This is a genomic window from Streptomyces violaceusniger Tu 4113, from assembly GCF_000147815.2.
GTDB lineage: Bacteria > Actinomycetota > Actinomycetes > Streptomycetales > Streptomycetaceae > Streptomyces > Streptomyces violaceusniger_A.
This window is the reverse complement of record NC_015957.1, coordinates 3,649,719-3,665,927: the sequence shown is the minus strand read 5'-3', so window position 1 is coordinate 3,665,927 and position 16,209 is coordinate 3,649,719. Positions and strand designations below refer to the sequence as shown.

The following is a 16,209-nucleotide window of genomic DNA, read 5'->3' as shown; positions in this document are numbered from 1 at the left end:
CGCAATCAGGCTGCGACGTCAGCGAGGCGGTCTGCGGTCGACGTCGGGGATGATGAACCCTCGGATCGGCCAGTTGTCAGGCGGGGCCTGCCTGGAGGTCTCCGCCTGGGCCTTCCTCATGGCCGCGACCAGATCCGCGTACCGCGGGTCGATCCATTCCATGCGCGCCATGCTCGTCCTCCCTTCCGGTGGCCCGCAGCCTACGCGTCAGTCGGTGGGCTTGGGCTTCGGCTGGACGATGATCGGGCCGTCGTCCTTCCCGTGCTGGCACTTTGCCGCCACGGTGGCCACGTCCGAGTCCGGCGCCCCCCATAAATCGCCATCGATCGAAAATCCGAGTTCGGAGATCCGTAGCTTCGTTCGGTCCAGGACCTCCGGATCGTAATTCTTCGGGTCGTACCCGACGTCTTCCAAGGCACCGTCACCGTCGCGGCGGTCCGCTGATGGCTCCACTCGTGATCCGTCGGATGGAACTCAGGGGTGCATGACGATCTTTCCCACGTGCCCCCTGAGGGAGAGTTCTTCTTGCGCCTGAGCGGCCTGGTTCAGTGGGAAGGTCGCGGCGACGACGGGCTGGACCTCTGCCCGACGAGCGAGGTTCATGAGGAGGTCGAAGTGCGTGGGCGTGTGCATCGCGGACCCGATGACCTGGGCGTTGTGCAGGTAGAGGCGGCGCACGTCAAAGGTCAATTCGTAGCCACCGAGTGCGCCGGCGATGACCCACCGGCCCCCTTCGCGCAGCAGCGGCAGCCCCTCGCTGACCAGTTCGCCGGCCACGACGTCGAGTGCGACGTCGATGCCCTCCGGGGCGGCGGCGCGGATTTGTTCGGCGATGTCTCCCGCACGGTCGATGACTTCGTGCGCGCCTGCTTCGCGCACCGCGTCGATCTTGGGTCCACTACTGATGGCGAGCACCCTTGCGCCGCGTGCACGGGCGATCTGCACCAGCGCGAGGCCGACGCCGCCGGAGGCTCCCGAGACCAGGGCGGTTTCCCCCTTCCGTAGCCGGCCTCGCTCGATCATGCCCAGCGCCGTGCCGTAGGCGGTCGGCAGCGTCGCGAGCTGCTCGTCCGTAAGCGGAGATTCCGTCACGTCGTGTACACGCTCCACCGGCGCCGTCACGTACTCCGCGTATCCGCCGTCGCGTTCGCTCCCCATCAGGCCCACCGGGTGGGCGTCCGGCCCTTCGGTGTCGTAGATCGCGGGGTCGACGACCACTCGGCGTCCCACGAGGCCCCCCGTTACGCCGGTCCCGACGGCCACGACCCGGCCGGCCACGTCGGCGCCCTGGATGCGCGGGAAGTCGATCGGGCCTCGCCAGCCCGACAGCGCCTTCGGGTCGTCCGGACGGCCGTAGGCGCCTTCCCGGGTCCACAGGTCGGTGTTGTTCAGCGCTACCGCGCCGACCTGGACCAGCACCTCCCCTGCCTGAGGGGCGGGGACGGCGACCTCCGTCAGCTCAAGGACCTCCGGTCCTCCGTGCCTGGTGATGCGCACCGCTCGCATGAAATCGGACACACCCATCGCTTGAACCTCCTCGCAGGTATACTGATCTGTGAACCTCCCCCACCGTACACCGATCTGTGAAGGGGCCCGTCGTGCAGCAAGCGCGGCCTATGACGCCGGCCGGCCGCCGCATCGTGGCGGCCGCCGAGGAGTTGTTCTACAACCGCGGCATCGCGGCGGTCGGTGTGGATCTGATCGCCGAGCGCTCGGGCGCGACCAAGCGGACCCTGTACAACCAGTTCGGTTCGAAAGACCGCCTCGTGGCGGCCTATCTCACGGAACGCGACCAGCGCTGGCGGTCACTCGTCCGTGCCGCCGTTGACGCCGGCGACACTCCGGCCGAGGCCGTCACCGCCCCCTTCGAGGCCCTGCGGACCTGGAGCGAGACCAACACCCGCGGATGCGCCTTCATCAACGCACTGGCAGAACTCCCGGATCCCTCGCATCCCGCATACCGCATCGCCGCGAACCAGAAGCTCTGGCTGCTGAACCTGTTCAAGGAACTCGCCGCCACGGCGGGCTGCTCGCACCCGGCCACCCTCGCCACCCAACTCCTCGTGCTGCACGAGGGTGCTGTCGCCACGCAGCCCCTCTCGCTCGACAGCCTTCCGGAGAGCACTGACCTGGCACGAGTCCTGGTTCAAGCCAGCACATCGCCCGGTCAGTAGAGCGTTTTCGACAAGGTGCTGTCGTTCGGCCAGGCTGGGCGGCGCCCGGGGCCTACGACCACAAGGCGGAGGGTCGTCCTGGTACGGGGTGCACGGAGGCAATTCCGACAACACGGCGAGGTACGCGTGATAGGCATCGCGACCCCGGTCATGATCCGCCGGACAGCACACCCAGCCGGGCGTCGCAGCGTGGACGGGTTCAGGCGCCAGGCGCGCCCAAGCCCTCCAGGACCACCGCGCCCGGCAACCCGGCGAGCAGCTTGCCCGGCACGATGAGTTTGCCGCGTCGGGTGCCGCTGCCGATGAGCGCGTAGGGGATGTCCGCCACGGCCGAGTCCACCAGGAGCGGCCACGTGGCGGGCAGGCCGATCGGGGTGATGCCGCCGAACTCCATGCCGCTCTCGCCCGTCGCCGTGTCGACCGGGGCGAACGACGCCTTGCGTGCGCCGAGTTGGCGACGCACCACGCCGTTGACGTCCGCGCGGGTGTGGGCGAGGACCAGACAGGCGGCGAGGGTGGTCTCACCGCCCCGCTTGCCCGCGACGACGACGCAGTTGGCGGACTGCTCCAGCAGCCAGGGGCCGTAGTTCTCGACGAGTACGGCGGTGTCGGCCTTGTCCGGGTCCGTGTCCACGAACAGCACCTGCTCCACCGGCTCCGAGCCACGCCAGTCGCGCAGCGCCTCGGCGACGGGGGCGGTCAGCAGATCCAGGCACTCGACGGCGGGCCGGACCTCGTCGAAGGCATCCATCGGCGTACTCATGCCGCCAAACTAGCAGGCGGGGCGGGGTACGAGGGCCCGGCGGCGTCAGCGCGCGGGCGGTACCGACACCGCCATGGTCATCTCCACCGGCGCCGTCCCCTCGTTGCGGTAGGTGTGCGGGGTGTTCGCCTCGAACGCCGCGGAGGTGCCGGCCGGGACGGTGTGCGCCTCGCCGCCGAGCACCAGGGTGAGCTCGCCCGCCGTCACATGGATCAGCTCGACCGTGCCGGACGGATGCGGATCGGAGGCGCTCTCGTCGCCGGGCATCAGCCGCCATCCCCACATCTCCAGCGGACCGCCCGCCTCGGTGCCGACGAGCAGCGCGGTGTAGCTGCCCGCTTCGGTGGACCACATCCGTACCGCCTGCTCGGGCGGGACGAAGGTCACCCGCGGCCCGTGCTCGTAGTCGAGCAGGGTGGTGATGCTCACGCCGAGCGCGTCCGCGAGCTTGACCGTGGTGCCCACGCTCGGATTCGTACGGGCCTGCTCGATCTGGATGATCATGCCCCGGCTGACCCCGGCGCGGGCCGCGAGGGCATCGAGGGTGAAGCCGCGTTCGTTGCGGCACCGCTTGAGGTTGCGGGCGAGCGACTGCGTGAGCTGATCGAGGTCCGTCACGATCCGGTCCGTCCAAAATAGTGAATGGCGTAGTCGAGTGCAGTGAACTACTGTGGGCTGTACTCCCACGTCCACCACACTGTACGGCGAGGTTTCACCATGTCCGCGCTCTTCGCTCTTGCCACCAGCCTGCTCTGGGGGCTGGCCGACTTCGGCGGAGGGTTGCTCACCCGGCGCACACCCGCGCTCACCGTGGTTGTCGCCTCCCAGATCATCGCGATGACCGCCCTCGGCGCCATCGTGGTGGCCACCGGCGGATGGTCCGAGGCGGGCCCGCAGCTATGGTTCGCGGCGGCGGCCGGTGTGGTCGGCCCGGCCGCGATGCTGTGCTTCTACCGCGCCCTCGCGCTCGGCCCGATGGGCGTCGTCTCCCCGCTCGGCGCGCTCGGCGGGGTCATCGTGCCGCTCGGCGTCGCGCTGGTGCTCGGCGAGCGGCCCGGGCTGCTGCAGGTCTCGGGGGTCGTGGTGGCGGTCGCGGGCGTGGTCCTGGCGAGCGGTCCGCAGACCGGCGGTGCGCCCGTCCAGCGGCAGACGCTGCTGCTCACCCTGGTCGCCGCGCTGGGCTTCGGCTCGGTGATGGCGCTGATCGCCGAGGCGTCGTCCACGCTGACCGGGCTCTTCCTCGCGCTGTTCGTCCAGCGGGTGTGCAATGTGGCGGTCGGCGGCACCGCGCTCCTCTTCTCCGTACGGCGCGGAAACCCCGGGCTGCCCGAGGGCGGGATGGGCGTGGTGTGGGCGTCGCTGCCCGCGCTCGCCTTCGTGGGCCTCGCCGACGTGGCCGCGAACGGCACGTACAACCTCGCCGCCCACCACGGCCCGGTCACCGTCGCCGCGGTGCTCGCCTCCCTCTACCCCGTGGTGACCGCCCTCGCCGCCCGCGCGCTGCTCGGCGAGCGGCTGCGCGTGGTCCAGGCCACGGGCGCTGGACTCGCCCTGGTCGGGACGCTGCTGCTGGCGACGGGCTGAGCGGACCGCGGCCCGGCCCGTCCCGCATAAGCGGCCCGGCCCGCCCCCATCAGCCATGCATAAGCCGACGTGACCCAGGAACCCACTACGCCATGGGGCACATGATCGAGAAGCTGTATGTGATACGAGCCGAACCCCGGGGGATCGCGGGCGCGGCGGTGCGGGCGTGGCGGGGGCCGGGGCGGGAGCGCGACCTGGTCGTGCAGTCGCTGAAGGCGGCCGGGGCGGCCACGCTCGCCTGGGCGGTCTCGGGGTGGTGGCTGAAGGATCCGGTGGCGCTGATGGCGCCTTGGGTGGCGGTGGTCCTGGTCCAGGCCACCGTCTACCGTTCGCTGTTCAAAGGGTTGCAGCAACTGGTGGCCATCGCCGTCGGCACGCTCCTGGCGGCGGGGGCCGAAGCCCTGACGGGGAACACCCTGGCCTCGGTGGCCCTGGTCCTGCCGGTCGTGATGCTGCTCAGCAACTGGCCGCGCCTCGGCGACCAGGGCATCTACGGGCCCACCACCGCCCTGTTCACCCTCATCTCGGGCCCGGTGTCCGGCCTCACGGTCTCCCACCGGCTGCTGCAGGCGCTGCTGGGCGCCGTGATCGGCATCGCGGTCAACGCGCTGATCTTCCCGCCGGTCCATCTGCGGAACGTACGGGAGAACCTCAGCAGACTGGCGCGCGGGACGGAGGAGATGCTGACGGGCATCGCCGCGGGGCTGGCCCAGGAGGACTGGTCCGAGGACACGGCCGCCGACTGGCGACGCCTGGCCGACCAGCTCCAACAGCGGCAGGAGAGCCTGCGATCCGCGCGGCTGTGGAGCCACGAGAGCCTCCGGCTGAATCCCAGACTGCCGTGGAAGTCGCGCAGGAATCTGCCGCCGCTTCCCTCCGAGAACGAGGATCAGCGATGGGGCTCGATCGTCGCCCAGGTCGGCGCCGTCGTCGACACCATGATCGACATCGCCGACGAGAACCGCACCATCCCCACCCCCGACCAGCAGCCGCTGCGCGACTACGGCCGCCTTCTCGCCGATCTGGCGAGCGCCTGCCGGGTCCGGGCGGATCTGATCTGCCTGTCCTCCGCCCCCGAAGACGCGCACGCCCGGCTGGACGAGGCGCTGGACTCCGTGGAACGGCGCCACAACGCCCTGCACAAACAGCTCACCGACGAGCGCATCGTCTCCGCCGCCACCACCGCCGTCCTGGGCACCCTGCTGATCCAGGCCCAGAACATCTGGCATGACATCGCCCCGGAGACCTGGCCCCGCGCCACCGCCGGGGCATAGCACCCGGCCGTCGGGGTACACCGCTGCAGTCCCCGCGGTGATGTCGGGGCGGAGTGTGAGGAGTGGTGCCCATGAAGCCGATCGGCCACGTACGGCCGGGATTCCCCTGCTGGGTGAGTCTCGCCGCCCCCAGCCTCCGGGCGGCGCAGGAGTTCTACACCGCGGTGCTCGGGTGGACCTGGCGCCCCACCGGGCTGGGTGAGGAATTCCGCACGGCGCTGTTCGGCGGCGCGCCGGTGGCCGGGGTCGGAGCGCTCGCGAGCAGCCTCCGGAGCGCGGCCGCCTGGACGCCGTTCTTCGCCGTGGAGGACGCGGACGCCACCGCGGCACGGATCCATGAGCGGGGCGGCACTGTCGGCGTCGGCCCGCTCCCCTTCGGCCCGGGCCGCCGCGCCGCGCTGGCCGCCGACCGCGACGGCGCCGTCTTCGGCTTCTGGGCGGGGGAGGCGCTGCCCGGCTGGCCGTCGGGCCCGGACGGCGCCCCGGCCTGGCTGGAGCTGCGGACCCGTGACGCGTTCGCGGCCGCCCTCTTCTACGGCGAGGTCTTCGGCTGGGCGTCCCCGGCGGGCAACTGCTCGATCGAGTACGAGAACGACGAGGTGATCGTGCGCGAGGCGGGGCGCAAGCTGGCGGTGGTCCACGGCGGCGCCGTCGAGCAGGCCCCCGACCCGGAGGTCCGGCCGCGCTGGTACGTCCACTTCCGCGTCCCCGATGTAACCGCCGCGGTGGCTGCGGCCCGTGCCGCGGGAGGCACGGTCGCCCTCGCGCCGACCGCCTCCCCCACGGGCCGTCAGGCGATCCTGCGCGACCCGGACGGCGGGCTGTTCACCGTCACCACCGCCTGACGGACGACTCGCCCCGGTTCGGCCCGGCCCGCCTCGCCCCGCCCCGGCCCGCCTCGTCCCGCCCCGGCTCGGCTGAGCCCACGCCATACCCCCGCCCCGGCTCGGCGTATGGCGGAAAGACGGCGCGGACCGGTGACGAAGCCGGTCCGGCCGGGAAGCCGTGGTGGCGAAGGGCGCGCGGGAACACCCTGCCGTCCGGACTGTCGTCAGGACGGAGAGCCGTAATGGCCACCACGGCGGACGAAACCCGGGCCGGTCTGCCCGCGCCGCACACCATCCGGCTGCCGGGGATCGTGCTGGGCGTGGGGCTCGGCGGATTCCTCGACGGGATCCTGCTGCACCAACTGCTGCAGTGGCACCACATGCTGAGCAGCACCAACCACGACCGCATCGGGGTCAGGTACTACAACCCGCACACCGTCTCCGGGCTGGAGATGAACACCGTGTGGGACGGGATCTTCCACGCCGTGTGCTGGATCGCGGTCCTGCTGGGGCTGGCCCTGCTCTACGCCCGGGTCACCCACGACCGGCGCCGGGTGTGGGGCTCGCGCGTCCTGTGGGGCTGGATCCTGGTCGGCTGGGGCCTGTTCAACCTGGTCGAGGGGGTGCTGGACCACCAGATCCTCGGCATCCACCATGTCCACAGCGGCCCGGAGCAGCCGTGGTGGGACGCCGGTTTCCTGATCCTGGGCGCCCTTCTGGTGGCCGGCGGCTATCTGCTGCAGCGCGGCGGGGCGCCCTCCGACCCCGAGGCACCCCGCGCCACCGGGCACGTGTGATGGGTGGTGGCGCGGCGCATCCCGGCCACGGACACGGCGGGGGCGCCGGGGGCAGCGGCCCCCTGGACGTATGGCCGCCGGCCCTCGCCCTGCTGGTGTGTGCCGCCGCCTACGCGCTGATGGTCCGCCGCGCCCGTCGCCGTAACCCCGCCCAGGGCTGGCCGCCCGCGCGATCGATGAGCTTCGCCGCCGGGCTCGCCCTCCTCGCCATGGCGCTGCTGCCTCCGCTCGCACCGTTCGCCCATCGGGACTTCCGCGGCCATATGGCCCAGCATCTGCTGCTCGGGATGTACGCACCCCTCGCCCTGGTGCTCGCGGCCCCGGTCACCCTGCTGCTGCGCGCCCTGCCCCCGCACCGCGGCCGACGGCTGACCGCCGTGCTGCGCTCCCGCCCCGCGCGGCTGCTCGCCCACCCCGTCACCGCCCTGCTGCTGACCATCGGCGGGCTGGTGCTGCTGTACTTCACCCCCCTCTACGACACCGTCATGGGCCGACCCGGGTGGCACTGGCCGGCGCACGCCCATTTCCTGCTCTCGGGCTGGCTGTTCGCGTATGTCATCGCCGGTCCCGACCCGGCCCCCGCCCGGCCCGGTGTACCGGCCCGGCTGGTGGTCCTCGGCGTCGCCATCGCGGCCCACGCCGCCATCGCCCAGTTGATGTACGGGGGCTTCTGGGTCGAGGTCCATGCCCCGATCGCCGAGGTCCAGGGCGGCGCGGAGATCATGTACTACGGCGGCGACGTCGCCGAGCTCCTCCTGGCCGCGGCCCTCGTCACCACCTGGCGCCCGGTACGGACCCCTCGGAGTGCGTACGGGACACGGCTACGCTCGGTGCGGCGCCCGACCGGGCGGCTCGAGGAGGGGATTCCTGATGGCGGACCGTGAGGACCAAGACGGAGTGGTGGTGTACTGGCGGCCGCTGTGCCCGTTCTGCATGCACCTGCGTACACGGCTGCGCCTCGCCCGGCTGCGGCACACCGAGGTGAACATCTGGCGGGATCCGGAGGCGGCCGCGTTCGTCCGATCGGTCGCGGACGGGAACGAGACCGTGCCGACCGTGACGGTGGCCGGCCGGCCCATGGTGAACCCGTCGATGGGCGAGCTGATGGAGGCGGTCAGGACCCACGCCCCGCACGTACTTTCCAAGGACGGATGAGGGGTGTCGGACCGGGCCGACTGGGGTACCCACCCCGCAAGCCGTCGGCGTACCCCCGGGGGAATTCGGTGGCCAGGCCCTTCCAGTCCAGACCACGGGCCGGAAGAGCCGTTCGGCTGATGCGTCGGCTCCGGCCGATGCGTCAGCCGTCGATACCGCCCGTCAGCCGTCGATACCGCCGCTCTCGCAGATCTGCCGGGCGAGGTCGCGCAGCTTGACGTTCCGCTCCTGGGACACCCGCCGCATCAGCGTGAAGGCTTCATCCTCGGTGATCTTCAGGCGTTCCATGAGGATGCCCATGGCCTCCCCGATGGTGTGCCGGGTCTCGATCGCCTGCTGGAGCTGATCGGCGGTGCGGGCGCTGGAGAAGGCGACCGCGGCGTGCGAGGCGAGCAGCCAGCCGGCCGTCTCGCTGGCCTTGGTGAAGGCGGCGGGGCGCATCGAGTACAGATTCAGGGCGCCGAGGTTCTCCTGCTCGGTGTAGAGCAGGAATCCCATCATGCTGCCGATGCCGAGGTCGCGGGCCTGGCGGACGTACGCCGGCCAGCGCTCCTCCGGCTGGGTGAAGTCCTTGATCCGGAACACCCGCTCACCGCCCAGCCGACGGGCGGCGTCGAAGCAGGGCCCCTCGCCGAGCCGCTCCTGCAGCCGGTCGGAGCGGACCACCATGCTGTCGGTGGGGGCGAGGGACTCCACCCGCTTGCCGCGGAGCATCAGAATGCCGGCCGCGTCGCAGCCGTCCACGATGTCCACCGCGCACTCGGAGATCCGATCGAGAGTGGCCTCCACGGATTCCTGCGCCAGCAGGTCCCGCGCCAAGGTGGCCATGCGCTCGGCGAAAGCTTCCCAGTCCATGACCACCATCCGATCACATCGAGCTACTCCCCGCCTCTGAGCGCTTCGCGGTACTGCTTGGCCCGGTCCGCGTACACCTGGGCGTTCAGCTTGATGCCTTCCCGTTCCTCGTCGGTGAGGGCGCGCTTCACCTTCGCCGGCACCCCGGCCACGAGGGAGCCGGGCGGTATCTCCATCCCCTGCGGCACCAGGGCCTGGGCGGCGACCAGCGATCCGGCACCGACCCGGGCGCCGTTGAGGACCGTGGCCCCCATGCCGATCAGCACATCGTCCTCGACCGTGCAGCCGTGTACGACCGCGTTGTGCCCGACGGAGACCCGCTCGCCGATCGAGACCGGGAATCCGGGGTCGACGTGCACCGTGCAATTGTCCTGGATGTTGCTGTCCGCGCCGATGGCGATGGGGCCGCCGTCGCCTCGTAGCACCGCCTGGTACCAGAGGCTCGATCCCGCGGCCAGCACGACCTCGCCGATCACCACCGAGGTGGGGGCCACGAACGCGTCGGGGGCGATCTGTGGCTCCTTACCGCCGATTCCCATGATCAAGGCGTCGTGCACCGTCTCTCCCACCTGGTCGTCCCCTTCACGTTCCTCGCCCTGGCCGGTCCCATCGCTTCGACCGGCGGGGCCGTCCCAGTCGCCGGATCGCTTCGACCGGCGGGGCCGTCCTAGTCGCCGGCCGGGACCGGCTGCGGCTCGGCCGTCTCGGAATCGGCTGCCGTGACCGCGGCGGGCTTGGCCTTCTTGGAGCGCCACTTCATGACGAGCATCGAGCCGAGGCCGAAGAGCAGGGCCAGCACGAGGCCGAGCCAGGAGAAGCGCTTGAGCCAGTCCTCGGCGACCTTGCCCAGGGAGTAGATGACCGCGGTGGTGCCACCGGCCCAGATGATGCCGCCGAGCACATTGGCGATGAGGAACTTCCAGTACGGCATCTGCAGCACACCCGCGAGCGGGCCCGCGAAGATGCGCAGCAGCGCGATGAAACGGCCGACGAAGACCGCCCACATGCCCCACTTCTGGAAGGAGCGCTCGGCGGTCGCCACATGTTCGGCGCTGAAATGCTTGGGGAATTTACGGCCCAGCCACGTGAGGAGTGGCTGTCCGCCCTTGCGGCCGATGAGATAGCCGATGGAGTCGCCGATCACCGCGCCCGCGATGGCGCTGCCCCCGAGGATGTAGGGGTTGATGTGATCCTGGGAGGCCGCCAGCAGCGTCGCGCTGACGAGGACGATCTCACCGGGAAGCGGGATTCCCAGGCTCTCCAGGCCGATGACGAGACCCACCAGCAGATACACGCTGACCGCGGGTACGGTCTCGAGCCATGCGTCGATATGCAACGCCGGTTCCTCCCCATGTGGCGATCGCTTCCCGGCGTGCGCCGGACGGGAGCGCGGCACACCCCGGGAAGACTACTCAATCGGCGCGCGGTCGCCATCATCCCCAGGTCGTGCTCCCCTTCGCGTCGACTCCGGCGAAGGGATGACGGCTCAGGACTGGGGACGCAGGGTCCATACGATGGACATCTCGCCGGTGACCGCGCCGTCCTCCCGGGTGATCGCGATGTTCACCGGGAATTCGGGGCGCTCCCCCGCGTCCAGCTCGGCGACCACCTCGGCGGCGGTCCGGCCGAGGGTGGCGGTCGCGGTGACGGGACCCTTGGCGAGCTTCTTGTAGCCGATCTCGGCGCGCACGGCCAGCGGTACGGCACGGCCGAGCTGATCGCCGAACGCCGCCAGCACGATCGCGCCGCTCGCGGACTCGGCCAGGGTGAACATCGCGCCCGCGTGGGGGCCGCCGACGTGGTTGTGGAAGTCGGCCTGGTCGGGCAGGCGCAGCACCGCGCGCTCGGGCGACGCCTCGAGGAACTCCAGGTTCAGGGTGCGCACCATGGGCACCGTGGCGGCGAGCGTCTCGCCGATGGAGGGCTGAGTTTCTGACATGCCACGGAAGTTACCACCCAGTAGCAAACGGCGGAAGGGCCGGTTCCCGGGGCAGACGTAGCAGCCGTCGTCGGCCCCCTCTATCGTTACTCGCCATGTGGCCAGGAGAGCAGCCGCCCGGGGGCGAGCAGAACAACCCGCAAGGTCAGAACCCCTATCAGCAGCCGGGGTACCAGCAGCCGGGATACGACCAGTCCAACCCGTATCAGCAGCCGGGATACCAGCAGCCGAATCCCTATCAGCAGCCTCCCCAGCAGCAGCCGGGACAGCCCGGCCGGCCGGAGCAGCCGGGGTACGGCCAGCAGCCGGGTTACGGTCAGCCGCAGCAGCCCGGCTACGGCCAGCCGCAGCAGCAGCAGCCCGATTACGGCCCGCCGCAGGGGCCGCCGCAGCCGACCGGCCAGCAGTGGGGCGCTCCGTCCGGCCCGCCCGGCGCGCCGCAGCCGCCGCGCGACAACAAGAAGCGGACGACGACCATCGCCATCGTCGCGGCGATCGCGGTCGTCGCGGCCGCCGCCATCACCGGTGTGCTGGTCCTGGGCAAGGACGACAGCCACGGCGGTGACGAGTCCAAGGGGAAGGACAAGACGCCCACCGTCCCCTCGTCCGCTCCGGCCTCCGACAAGCCGACCGAGGACCCGGCCGGCGGCGGTGCGGACAACCCGCGCGCCGGCGGTGACACCACCGACGTCAAGGCGGTCATACCCGGCTGGAAACCGGTCGTCAGCCCCAAGCGGCACAACGCCTTCGACGTCCCCCCGGAGTGGACGGTCGAATCGCCGGGGCTGAGCACAGGCTTCGAGGACGACAAGGGCAAGCCGCTCGTTGTCATGTCCGCTCCGGCCAAGTACAAGAAGGACTACTGCTCGGTCAAGGACAAGGACGGCTACGTCAACAAGAGCCACGCCGCCGGAGTGGGCTCCAAGGGTGCGCAGGGCGCGAAGAACGAGGCGTCGGCCGCCAAGGTCGAGGCCGAGAACTGGGTCTTCGCCGCCTTCGACCAGGATCAGACCGGGACCCGCAAGGTCACCGACGCCAAGAAGTTCACCAGCGCCCACGGCCTCAAGGGCTACACCGCGTCGGCCACCGTCACCGGGGTGAAGAAGACCGACAAGTGCACCACCGACGGCAAGTCCGTGACGGTGACCTACACGGACACCAACGGTGACTTCGCGACGTGGGTCCTGTACTCCGTCAAGGGCACCAAGGAAGAGGTCCCGGACTCCACCATCAAGAAGATCATGAGTTCGCTGCGGCCGGTGAAGTCGGAGGTCTCCTGACCACCGCCTGACCGCCCGCTGACGGCGGCCGGAATCCGGTTGGACGCCGGGGCCCGCCCCCAGGGATAGTCCCGATGTGACGACTCCTCCGGCCCCGCGCCTCCGACCGCGCCGCCCCGCGTGGGCGGGCCATAACTACACACTGCTGACCACCGCCGCCGTGGTGACGGGCCTCGGGAACGCCGGAGCCCTCATCGCGGCGGCGTTCGCGGTGCTGGAGGCCGGTGGGGACGGCGGCGACGTCGGGCTCGTGGCGGCGGCCCGCACGCTTCCGCTGGTCGTCTTCCTGCTGATCGGCGGCGCGCTGGCGGACCGGCTGCCCCGCCACCGGGTGATGGTCGCCGCCAACAGCCTCAACTGCGCCTCGCAGGCGGTCTTCGCCGTCCTCGTCCTGTCCGGCGAGGCGCGGCTGTGGCAGATGGCCGTGCTCTCCGCGCTCGGCGGCACCGGGCAGGCGTTCTTCTCCCCCGCCGCCGAGGGCATGCTGCTCTCCAGCGTCACCGGCGAACAGGCCGCCCGCGCCTTCGCGCTGTTCCGGATGGGCATGAACGGTGCGCAGATCGGCGGGGCGGCGGTCGGCGGCGCGCTGATCGCGGTGGTCGGCCCCGGCTGGATGCTGGCCGTCGACGCCGCCGCGTTCGCGATCGCGGGCGCCCTGCGCGCCCTGCTCGACGTCAGCGCCGTGGCCCGGCGGAAACCCGGGGGCGGCATGCTGCGGGATCTGCGCGAGGGCTGGCACGAAGTCATCTCCCGCCCCTGGCTGTGGTCCATCATCGTGCAGTTCGCCGTCGTCAACGCCGTGGTGGGCGCGGCCGAGTCGGTGTTCGGCCCGCTGGTCGCCGAGGACCATCTGGGCGGCGCGCGCCCCTGGGGGTTCGCGCTCGCGGCGTTCGGCGCGGGCACCGTCCTGGGCGGTCTGCTGATGATGCGCTGGCGGCCACGGCGGCTGCTGCTCGCGGGCTCCTTGAGCATCCTGCCGCTCGCCCTGCCGGCCGCCGCGCTGGCCGTCCCGGTGGCGATTCCGGCACTGGTCGTGGTGATGTTCCTGGTCGGCGTGTCGGTCGAGGTGTTCGGGGTGTCCTGGATGACCGCGCTGCACCAGGAGATCCCCGAGGACAAGCTGTCGCGGGTCTCGGCGTACGACTGGTTCGGCTCCGTCGCCATGGTGCCGGTCGCCACGGCGCTCGCGGGTCCGGCCGAGGAGACGTTCGGCCGGTCGGCCTCGCTGTGGGGGTGTTCGGCGCTGATCCTGGCGCTGACGCTGGCGGTGCTGACGGTCCCGGACGTACGGCGGCTGCGCCGGCGCGAGACCACGCCCGTCGCCGAGGGCGGACCGGCCGCCACGGACACCGCCCCGGAGCCGGTCAGCCCACGCTGAACGCCCCGTCCGGCGGCTCGGGCGACGGTGTGGCGTCCGCATCCCGTACCGGCGCCGCGCCGCCCATGAAACGCTCCAGCGCCGCCCCGTACTCGACCCTGGCCGGGAAGGCGTCGGCCGCCGTGCGGCGGGCCAGCACGGCGACCGGCGGTTCGGACTGGGAGGCCACCAGCACGGCGTTGCCGAACCGGCGGCCACGCAGCACGGACGGCTCCGCGATCAGGGCGAGATGCGCGAACGCCGTGCGGTAGGTGGCCAGTTGGGAGCGGAGGAAGGCGAACGGCGCCCCGTCGGCCAGATTCGCCACGTACCACCCGCCCGGCCGCAGCACCCGGGCCGCGGCGCGGGCGTACTCCACGGAGGTCAGATGCGCGGGCACCCGCGAACCGCCGAAGACATCGGCCACGATCACATCGGCGGACCCCTCGGGCGCGGTCTCCAGCGCCGTCCGGGCGTCCTGCCGCCGCACCGTGATGCCCGCCCCGGACGGCAGCGGCAGATGCTCGGCGACCAGCTCCAGCAGCCCCCGGTCGGCCTCGATCACCACCTGGTGCGAGCCGGGGCGGGTGGCGGCCAGATAGCGGGGCAGCATCAGCGCCCCGCCACCCAGGTGCAGAACGTCGAGCGGGCCGCCGGGATCGGCGGCGGCGTCCAGGACATGGGCGATCCGCCGCGCGTACTCGAATTCGAGATGGGCCGGATCGTCGAGGTCGACATACGACTGCGGGGCGCCGTCCACCGTGAGCAGCCAGGCGTGCGGGCGGTCCAGGTCCGGCATCAGCTTGGCGGTGCCGCCGTCCACGGCGCGGCTTACGGGTATCGGCTCGTTCACCGTCTCATTGTGCCGTCACGGGGCTCGCGCCTCGCGCCGCCAGGGACTTCGCGGCCTCGCTCGCCCGCCTCCTGCCGGGGAGGCGGGCGAGCGGTGCCGCTTCGTCCTTACGGCTGGTCGAGCACGGTGGTCACCGTGCCCGCGCCCACCGTGCGGCCGCCCTCGCGGATCGCGAAGCCGAGGCCCGGCTCCAGCGGTACGGCGCGGCCGAGCTCGACCGTCATGGTGACGGTGTCCCCGGGGCGCGCCACCGCCACCGGCCCGAGGTCCACGGCGCCGACCACATCGGCCGTGCGGAGGTAGAACTGCGGGCGGTAGCCGGTGGACACCGGGGTCCGCCGGCCGCCCTCGGCCGCCGACAGCACGTACACCCGCGCGGTGAAGCGCCGCCTCGGCACGAGGCTGCCGGGCGCGGCCACCACATCGCCGCGGCGCACCGCGTCCCGCGCCACCCCGCGCAGCAGCAGCGCGACATTGTCGCCCGCCTCGGCCGCCACCATGGACTTGCCGAACGTCTCCACTCCGGTGACCACCGTGGCCACCTCGGCGCCGGGCACCTCGACATGGTCGCCGACGCGTACCGTGCCGCGCTCGATGGCGCCGGTGACGACCGTGCCGCGTCCGGTGATGGTCAGCACGTTCTCCACCGGTAGCAGGAACGGGGCCCGGGTGTGGCGCACGGGCGTCGGCACATAGATGTCCACGGCGTCCAGCAGCGCCTCGATCGCCCCCGTCCACCGCGGGTCGCCATCCAGCGCCCGCAGCCCGGAGACCCGTACGACGGGCGTCGTGTCGCCGGGATAGCCGTGCGCGGAGAGCAGCTCGCGCACCTCGAGCTCGACGAGGTCGGTCAGCTCGGGGTCGCCCGCGTCGGCCTTGTTGAGGGCCACCACGATGTGGTCGACCCCGACCTGACGGGCCAGCAGCACATGCTCGGCGGTCTGCGGCATCACGCCGTCGAGCGCGGAGACGACGAGGATCGCCCCGTCGATCTGGGCGGCGCCGGTCACCATGTTCTTGATGAAGTCGGCGTGGCCGGGCATGTCGACATGCGCGTAGTGGCGGGTGTCGGTCTCGTACTCGACATGCGCGATGTTGATGGTGATGCCGCGCGCGGCCTCCTCCGGCGCCCGGTCGATGCGGTCCGCCGGTACGTAGGCGCCGCCGGTGCCGCGCTCGCTCAGCACCTTGGTGATGGCGGCGGTCAGCGTGGTCTTGCCGTGGTCGACATGGCCCATGGTGCCGATGTTCAGATGCGGCTTGGTGCGCACATAGGTCTGCTTGGACATGCGACGGTCTCTCCTCGTCAGCGGAGGTGGGAAGCGCGGACCCCAGAACCTCGCCGACCCTC

Annotated in this window: 20 protein-coding genes; 9 read left to right on the top strand and 11 right to left on the bottom strand. The window is 71.7% G+C overall.

The features are described 5' to 3' along the window. Positions 1-18: 18 nt before the first annotated feature. From STRVI_RS52685 to STRVI_RS15790, 3 genes are read right to left on the bottom strand one after another with little or no spacing between them, the layout of a single operon-like run. The gene (locus STRVI_RS52685) at positions 19-171 is read right to left on the bottom strand and encodes a hypothetical protein (protein ID WP_014056661.1); all 153 of its coding nucleotides are present in this window, start codon (positions 169-171) and stop codon (positions 19-21) included. A 36-nt stretch (positions 172-207) separates the two neighbouring features. Further along, a complete protein-coding gene (locus STRVI_RS15795; protein WP_014056660.1) occupies positions 208-453 on the bottom strand; it encodes a hypothetical protein in 246 nt (81 codons plus the stop codon). A 21-nt stretch (positions 454-474) separates the two neighbouring features. Then, a complete protein-coding gene (locus STRVI_RS15790; RefSeq protein WP_014056659.1) occupies positions 475-1,524 on the bottom strand; it encodes a zinc-binding dehydrogenase in 1,050 nt (349 codons plus the stop codon). A 92-nt stretch (positions 1,525-1,616) separates the two neighbouring features. Between STRVI_RS15790 and STRVI_RS15785 the strand changes: the two genes are divergently transcribed. Beyond that, the gene (locus STRVI_RS15785; protein ID WP_043235968.1) at positions 1,617-2,174 is read left to right on the top strand and encodes a TetR/AcrR family transcriptional regulator; all 558 of its coding nucleotides are present in this window, start codon (positions 1,617-1,619) and stop codon (positions 2,172-2,174) included. A gap of 199 nt (positions 2,175-2,373) precedes the next feature. On the opposite strand, the gene STRVI_RS15780 is transcribed toward STRVI_RS15785, so the two are convergent. Beyond that, the gene (locus STRVI_RS15780; RefSeq protein ID WP_043235965.1) at positions 2,374-2,937 is read right to left on the bottom strand and encodes a YbaK/EbsC family protein; all 564 of its coding nucleotides are present in this window, start codon (positions 2,935-2,937) and stop codon (positions 2,374-2,376) included. Positions 2,938-2,982: 45 nt separating this feature from the next. Beyond that, positions 2,983-3,555: a helix-turn-helix domain-containing protein gene (locus tag STRVI_RS15775; protein ID WP_014056656.1), complete on the bottom strand. Its 573-nt coding sequence runs from the start codon at positions 3,553-3,555 to the stop codon at positions 2,983-2,985. Positions 3,556-3,654: 99 nt separating this feature from the next. Here STRVI_RS15775 and STRVI_RS15770 point away from each other — a divergent pair, with 99 nt between their 5' ends. The 6 genes from STRVI_RS15770 to STRVI_RS15745 all read left to right on the top strand — a co-directional run bounded on the left by STRVI_RS15770 (position 3,655) and on the right by STRVI_RS15745 (position 8,574). Continuing rightward, positions 3,655-4,521 (top strand): EamA family transporter, encoded by an 867-nt coding sequence (locus STRVI_RS15770; RefSeq protein WP_014056655.1) that lies wholly within the window; start codon positions 3,655-3,657, stop codon positions 4,519-4,521. Between the two features lie 92 nt (positions 4,522-4,613). After that, positions 4,614-5,795, top strand: a complete 1,182-nt coding sequence (locus STRVI_RS15765) for an FUSC family protein (protein WP_014056654.1) — start codon at positions 4,614-4,616, stop codon at positions 5,793-5,795. Positions 5,796-5,866: 71 nt separating this feature from the next. After that, positions 5,867-6,640: a VOC family protein gene (locus STRVI_RS15760; RefSeq protein ID WP_014056653.1), complete on the top strand. Its 774-nt coding sequence runs from the start codon at positions 5,867-5,869 to the stop codon at positions 6,638-6,640. A gap of 224 nt (positions 6,641-6,864) precedes the next feature. After that, positions 6,865-7,419 carry a DUF2243 domain-containing protein gene (locus STRVI_RS15755; protein WP_014056652.1) on the top strand — a complete coding sequence of 185 codons (555 nt, stop codon included), beginning with the start codon at positions 6,865-6,867 and terminating at the stop codon, positions 7,417-7,419. Then, entirely contained in the window at positions 7,419-8,303 is an 885-nt protein-coding gene (locus STRVI_RS15750) for a cytochrome c oxidase assembly protein (protein WP_014056651.1), read from the top strand. Before STRVI_RS15755 ends, STRVI_RS15750 begins: the two co-directional genes overlap by 1 nt. Then, entirely contained in the window at positions 8,290-8,574 is a 285-nt protein-coding gene (locus STRVI_RS15745) for a glutaredoxin domain-containing protein (protein WP_014056650.1), read from the top strand. Before STRVI_RS15750 ends, STRVI_RS15745 begins: the two co-directional genes overlap by 14 nt. Before the next feature lie 162 nt (positions 8,575-8,736). Here STRVI_RS15745 and STRVI_RS15740 read toward each other — a convergent pair whose 3' ends face one another. The 4 genes from STRVI_RS15740 to STRVI_RS15725 all read right to left on the bottom strand — a co-directional run bounded on the left by STRVI_RS15740 (position 8,737) and on the right by STRVI_RS15725 (position 11,368). Continuing rightward, positions 8,737-9,429, bottom strand: a complete 693-nt coding sequence (locus STRVI_RS15740; protein WP_014056649.1) for a GAF and ANTAR domain-containing protein — start codon at positions 9,427-9,429, stop codon at positions 8,737-8,739. Between the two features lie 23 nt (positions 9,430-9,452). Beyond that, positions 9,453-9,968 (bottom strand): gamma carbonic anhydrase family protein, encoded by a 516-nt coding sequence (locus STRVI_RS15735; RefSeq protein WP_043238880.1) that lies wholly within the window; start codon positions 9,966-9,968, stop codon positions 9,453-9,455. A gap of 128 nt (positions 9,969-10,096) precedes the next feature. Then, entirely contained in the window at positions 10,097-10,765 is a 669-nt protein-coding gene (locus tag STRVI_RS15730) for a DedA family protein (RefSeq protein ID WP_014056647.1), read from the bottom strand. A gap of 150 nt (positions 10,766-10,915) precedes the next feature. After that, entirely contained in the window at positions 10,916-11,368 is a 453-nt protein-coding gene (locus STRVI_RS15725; RefSeq protein ID WP_014056646.1) for a DUF4442 domain-containing protein, read from the bottom strand. A gap of 95 nt (positions 11,369-11,463) precedes the next feature. Between STRVI_RS15725 and STRVI_RS15720 the strand changes: the two genes are divergently transcribed. Beyond that, on the top strand, positions 11,464-12,648 hold the full coding sequence (locus STRVI_RS15720; RefSeq protein ID WP_014056645.1) for a membrane protein: 1,185 nt from the start codon (positions 11,464-11,466) through the stop codon (positions 12,646-12,648). Between the two features lie 76 nt (positions 12,649-12,724). Next, positions 12,725-14,026, top strand: a complete 1,302-nt coding sequence (locus tag STRVI_RS15715; RefSeq protein ID WP_014056644.1) for an MFS transporter — start codon at positions 12,725-12,727, stop codon at positions 14,024-14,026. Here the strand turns inward: STRVI_RS15715 and STRVI_RS15710 are convergent. Then, a complete protein-coding gene (locus STRVI_RS15710) occupies positions 14,013-14,858 on the bottom strand; it encodes a spermidine synthase (RefSeq protein ID WP_014056643.1) in 846 nt (281 codons plus the stop codon). The two genes, STRVI_RS15715 and STRVI_RS15710, sit on opposite strands and share 14 nt — an antisense overlap. 107 nt (positions 14,859-14,965) lie before the next feature. After that, positions 14,966-16,147 (bottom strand): elongation factor Tu, encoded by a 1,182-nt coding sequence (gene tuf, locus STRVI_RS15705; protein ID WP_014056642.1) that lies wholly within the window; start codon positions 16,145-16,147, stop codon positions 14,966-14,968. Between the last annotated feature and the right edge of the window lie 62 nt (positions 16,148-16,209).

Excerpts from the sequence above, each read along its gene's own strand:
- STRVI_RS52685 (WP_014056661.1), bottom strand. The coding sequence starts at position 171 with ATGGCGCGCATGGAATGGATCGACCCGCGGTACGCGGATCTGGTCGCG.
- STRVI_RS15790 (WP_014056659.1), bottom strand. The coding sequence starts at position 1,524 with ATGGGTGTGTCCGATTTCATGCGAGCGGTGCGCATCACCAGGCACGGA.
- STRVI_RS15785 (WP_043235968.1), top strand. The coding sequence starts at position 1,617 with ATGACGCCGGCCGGCCGCCGCATCGTGGCGGCCGCCGAGGAGTTGTTC.
- STRVI_RS15780 (WP_043235965.1), bottom strand. The coding sequence starts at position 2,937 with ATGAGTACGCCGATGGATGCCTTCGACGAGGTCCGGCCCGCCGTCGAG.
- STRVI_RS15770 (WP_014056655.1), top strand. The coding sequence starts at position 3,655 with ATGTCCGCGCTCTTCGCTCTTGCCACCAGCCTGCTCTGGGGGCTGGCC.
- STRVI_RS15765 (WP_014056654.1), top strand. The coding sequence starts at position 4,614 with ATGGGGCACATGATCGAGAAGCTGTATGTGATACGAGCCGAACCCCGG.
- STRVI_RS15760 (WP_014056653.1), top strand. The coding sequence starts at position 5,867 with ATGAAGCCGATCGGCCACGTACGGCCGGGATTCCCCTGCTGGGTGAGT.
- STRVI_RS15755 (WP_014056652.1), top strand. The coding sequence starts at position 6,865 with ATGGCCACCACGGCGGACGAAACCCGGGCCGGTCTGCCCGCGCCGCAC.
- STRVI_RS15750 (WP_014056651.1), top strand. The coding sequence starts at position 7,419 with ATGGGTGGTGGCGCGGCGCATCCCGGCCACGGACACGGCGGGGGCGCC.
- STRVI_RS15745 (WP_014056650.1), top strand. The coding sequence starts at position 8,290 with ATGGCGGACCGTGAGGACCAAGACGGAGTGGTGGTGTACTGGCGGCCG.
- STRVI_RS15740 (WP_014056649.1), bottom strand. The coding sequence starts at position 9,429 with ATGGACTGGGAAGCTTTCGCCGAGCGCATGGCCACCTTGGCGCGGGAC.
- STRVI_RS15735 (WP_043238880.1), bottom strand. The coding sequence starts at position 9,968 with ATGGGAATCGGCGGTAAGGAGCCACAGATCGCCCCCGACGCGTTCGTG.
- STRVI_RS15725 (WP_014056646.1), bottom strand. The coding sequence starts at position 11,368 with ATGTCAGAAACTCAGCCCTCCATCGGCGAGACGCTCGCCGCCACGGTG.
- STRVI_RS15720 (WP_014056645.1), top strand. The coding sequence starts at position 11,464 with ATGTGGCCAGGAGAGCAGCCGCCCGGGGGCGAGCAGAACAACCCGCAA.
- tuf (WP_014056642.1), bottom strand. The coding sequence starts at position 16,147 with ATGTCCAAGCAGACCTATGTGCGCACCAAGCCGCATCTGAACATCGGC.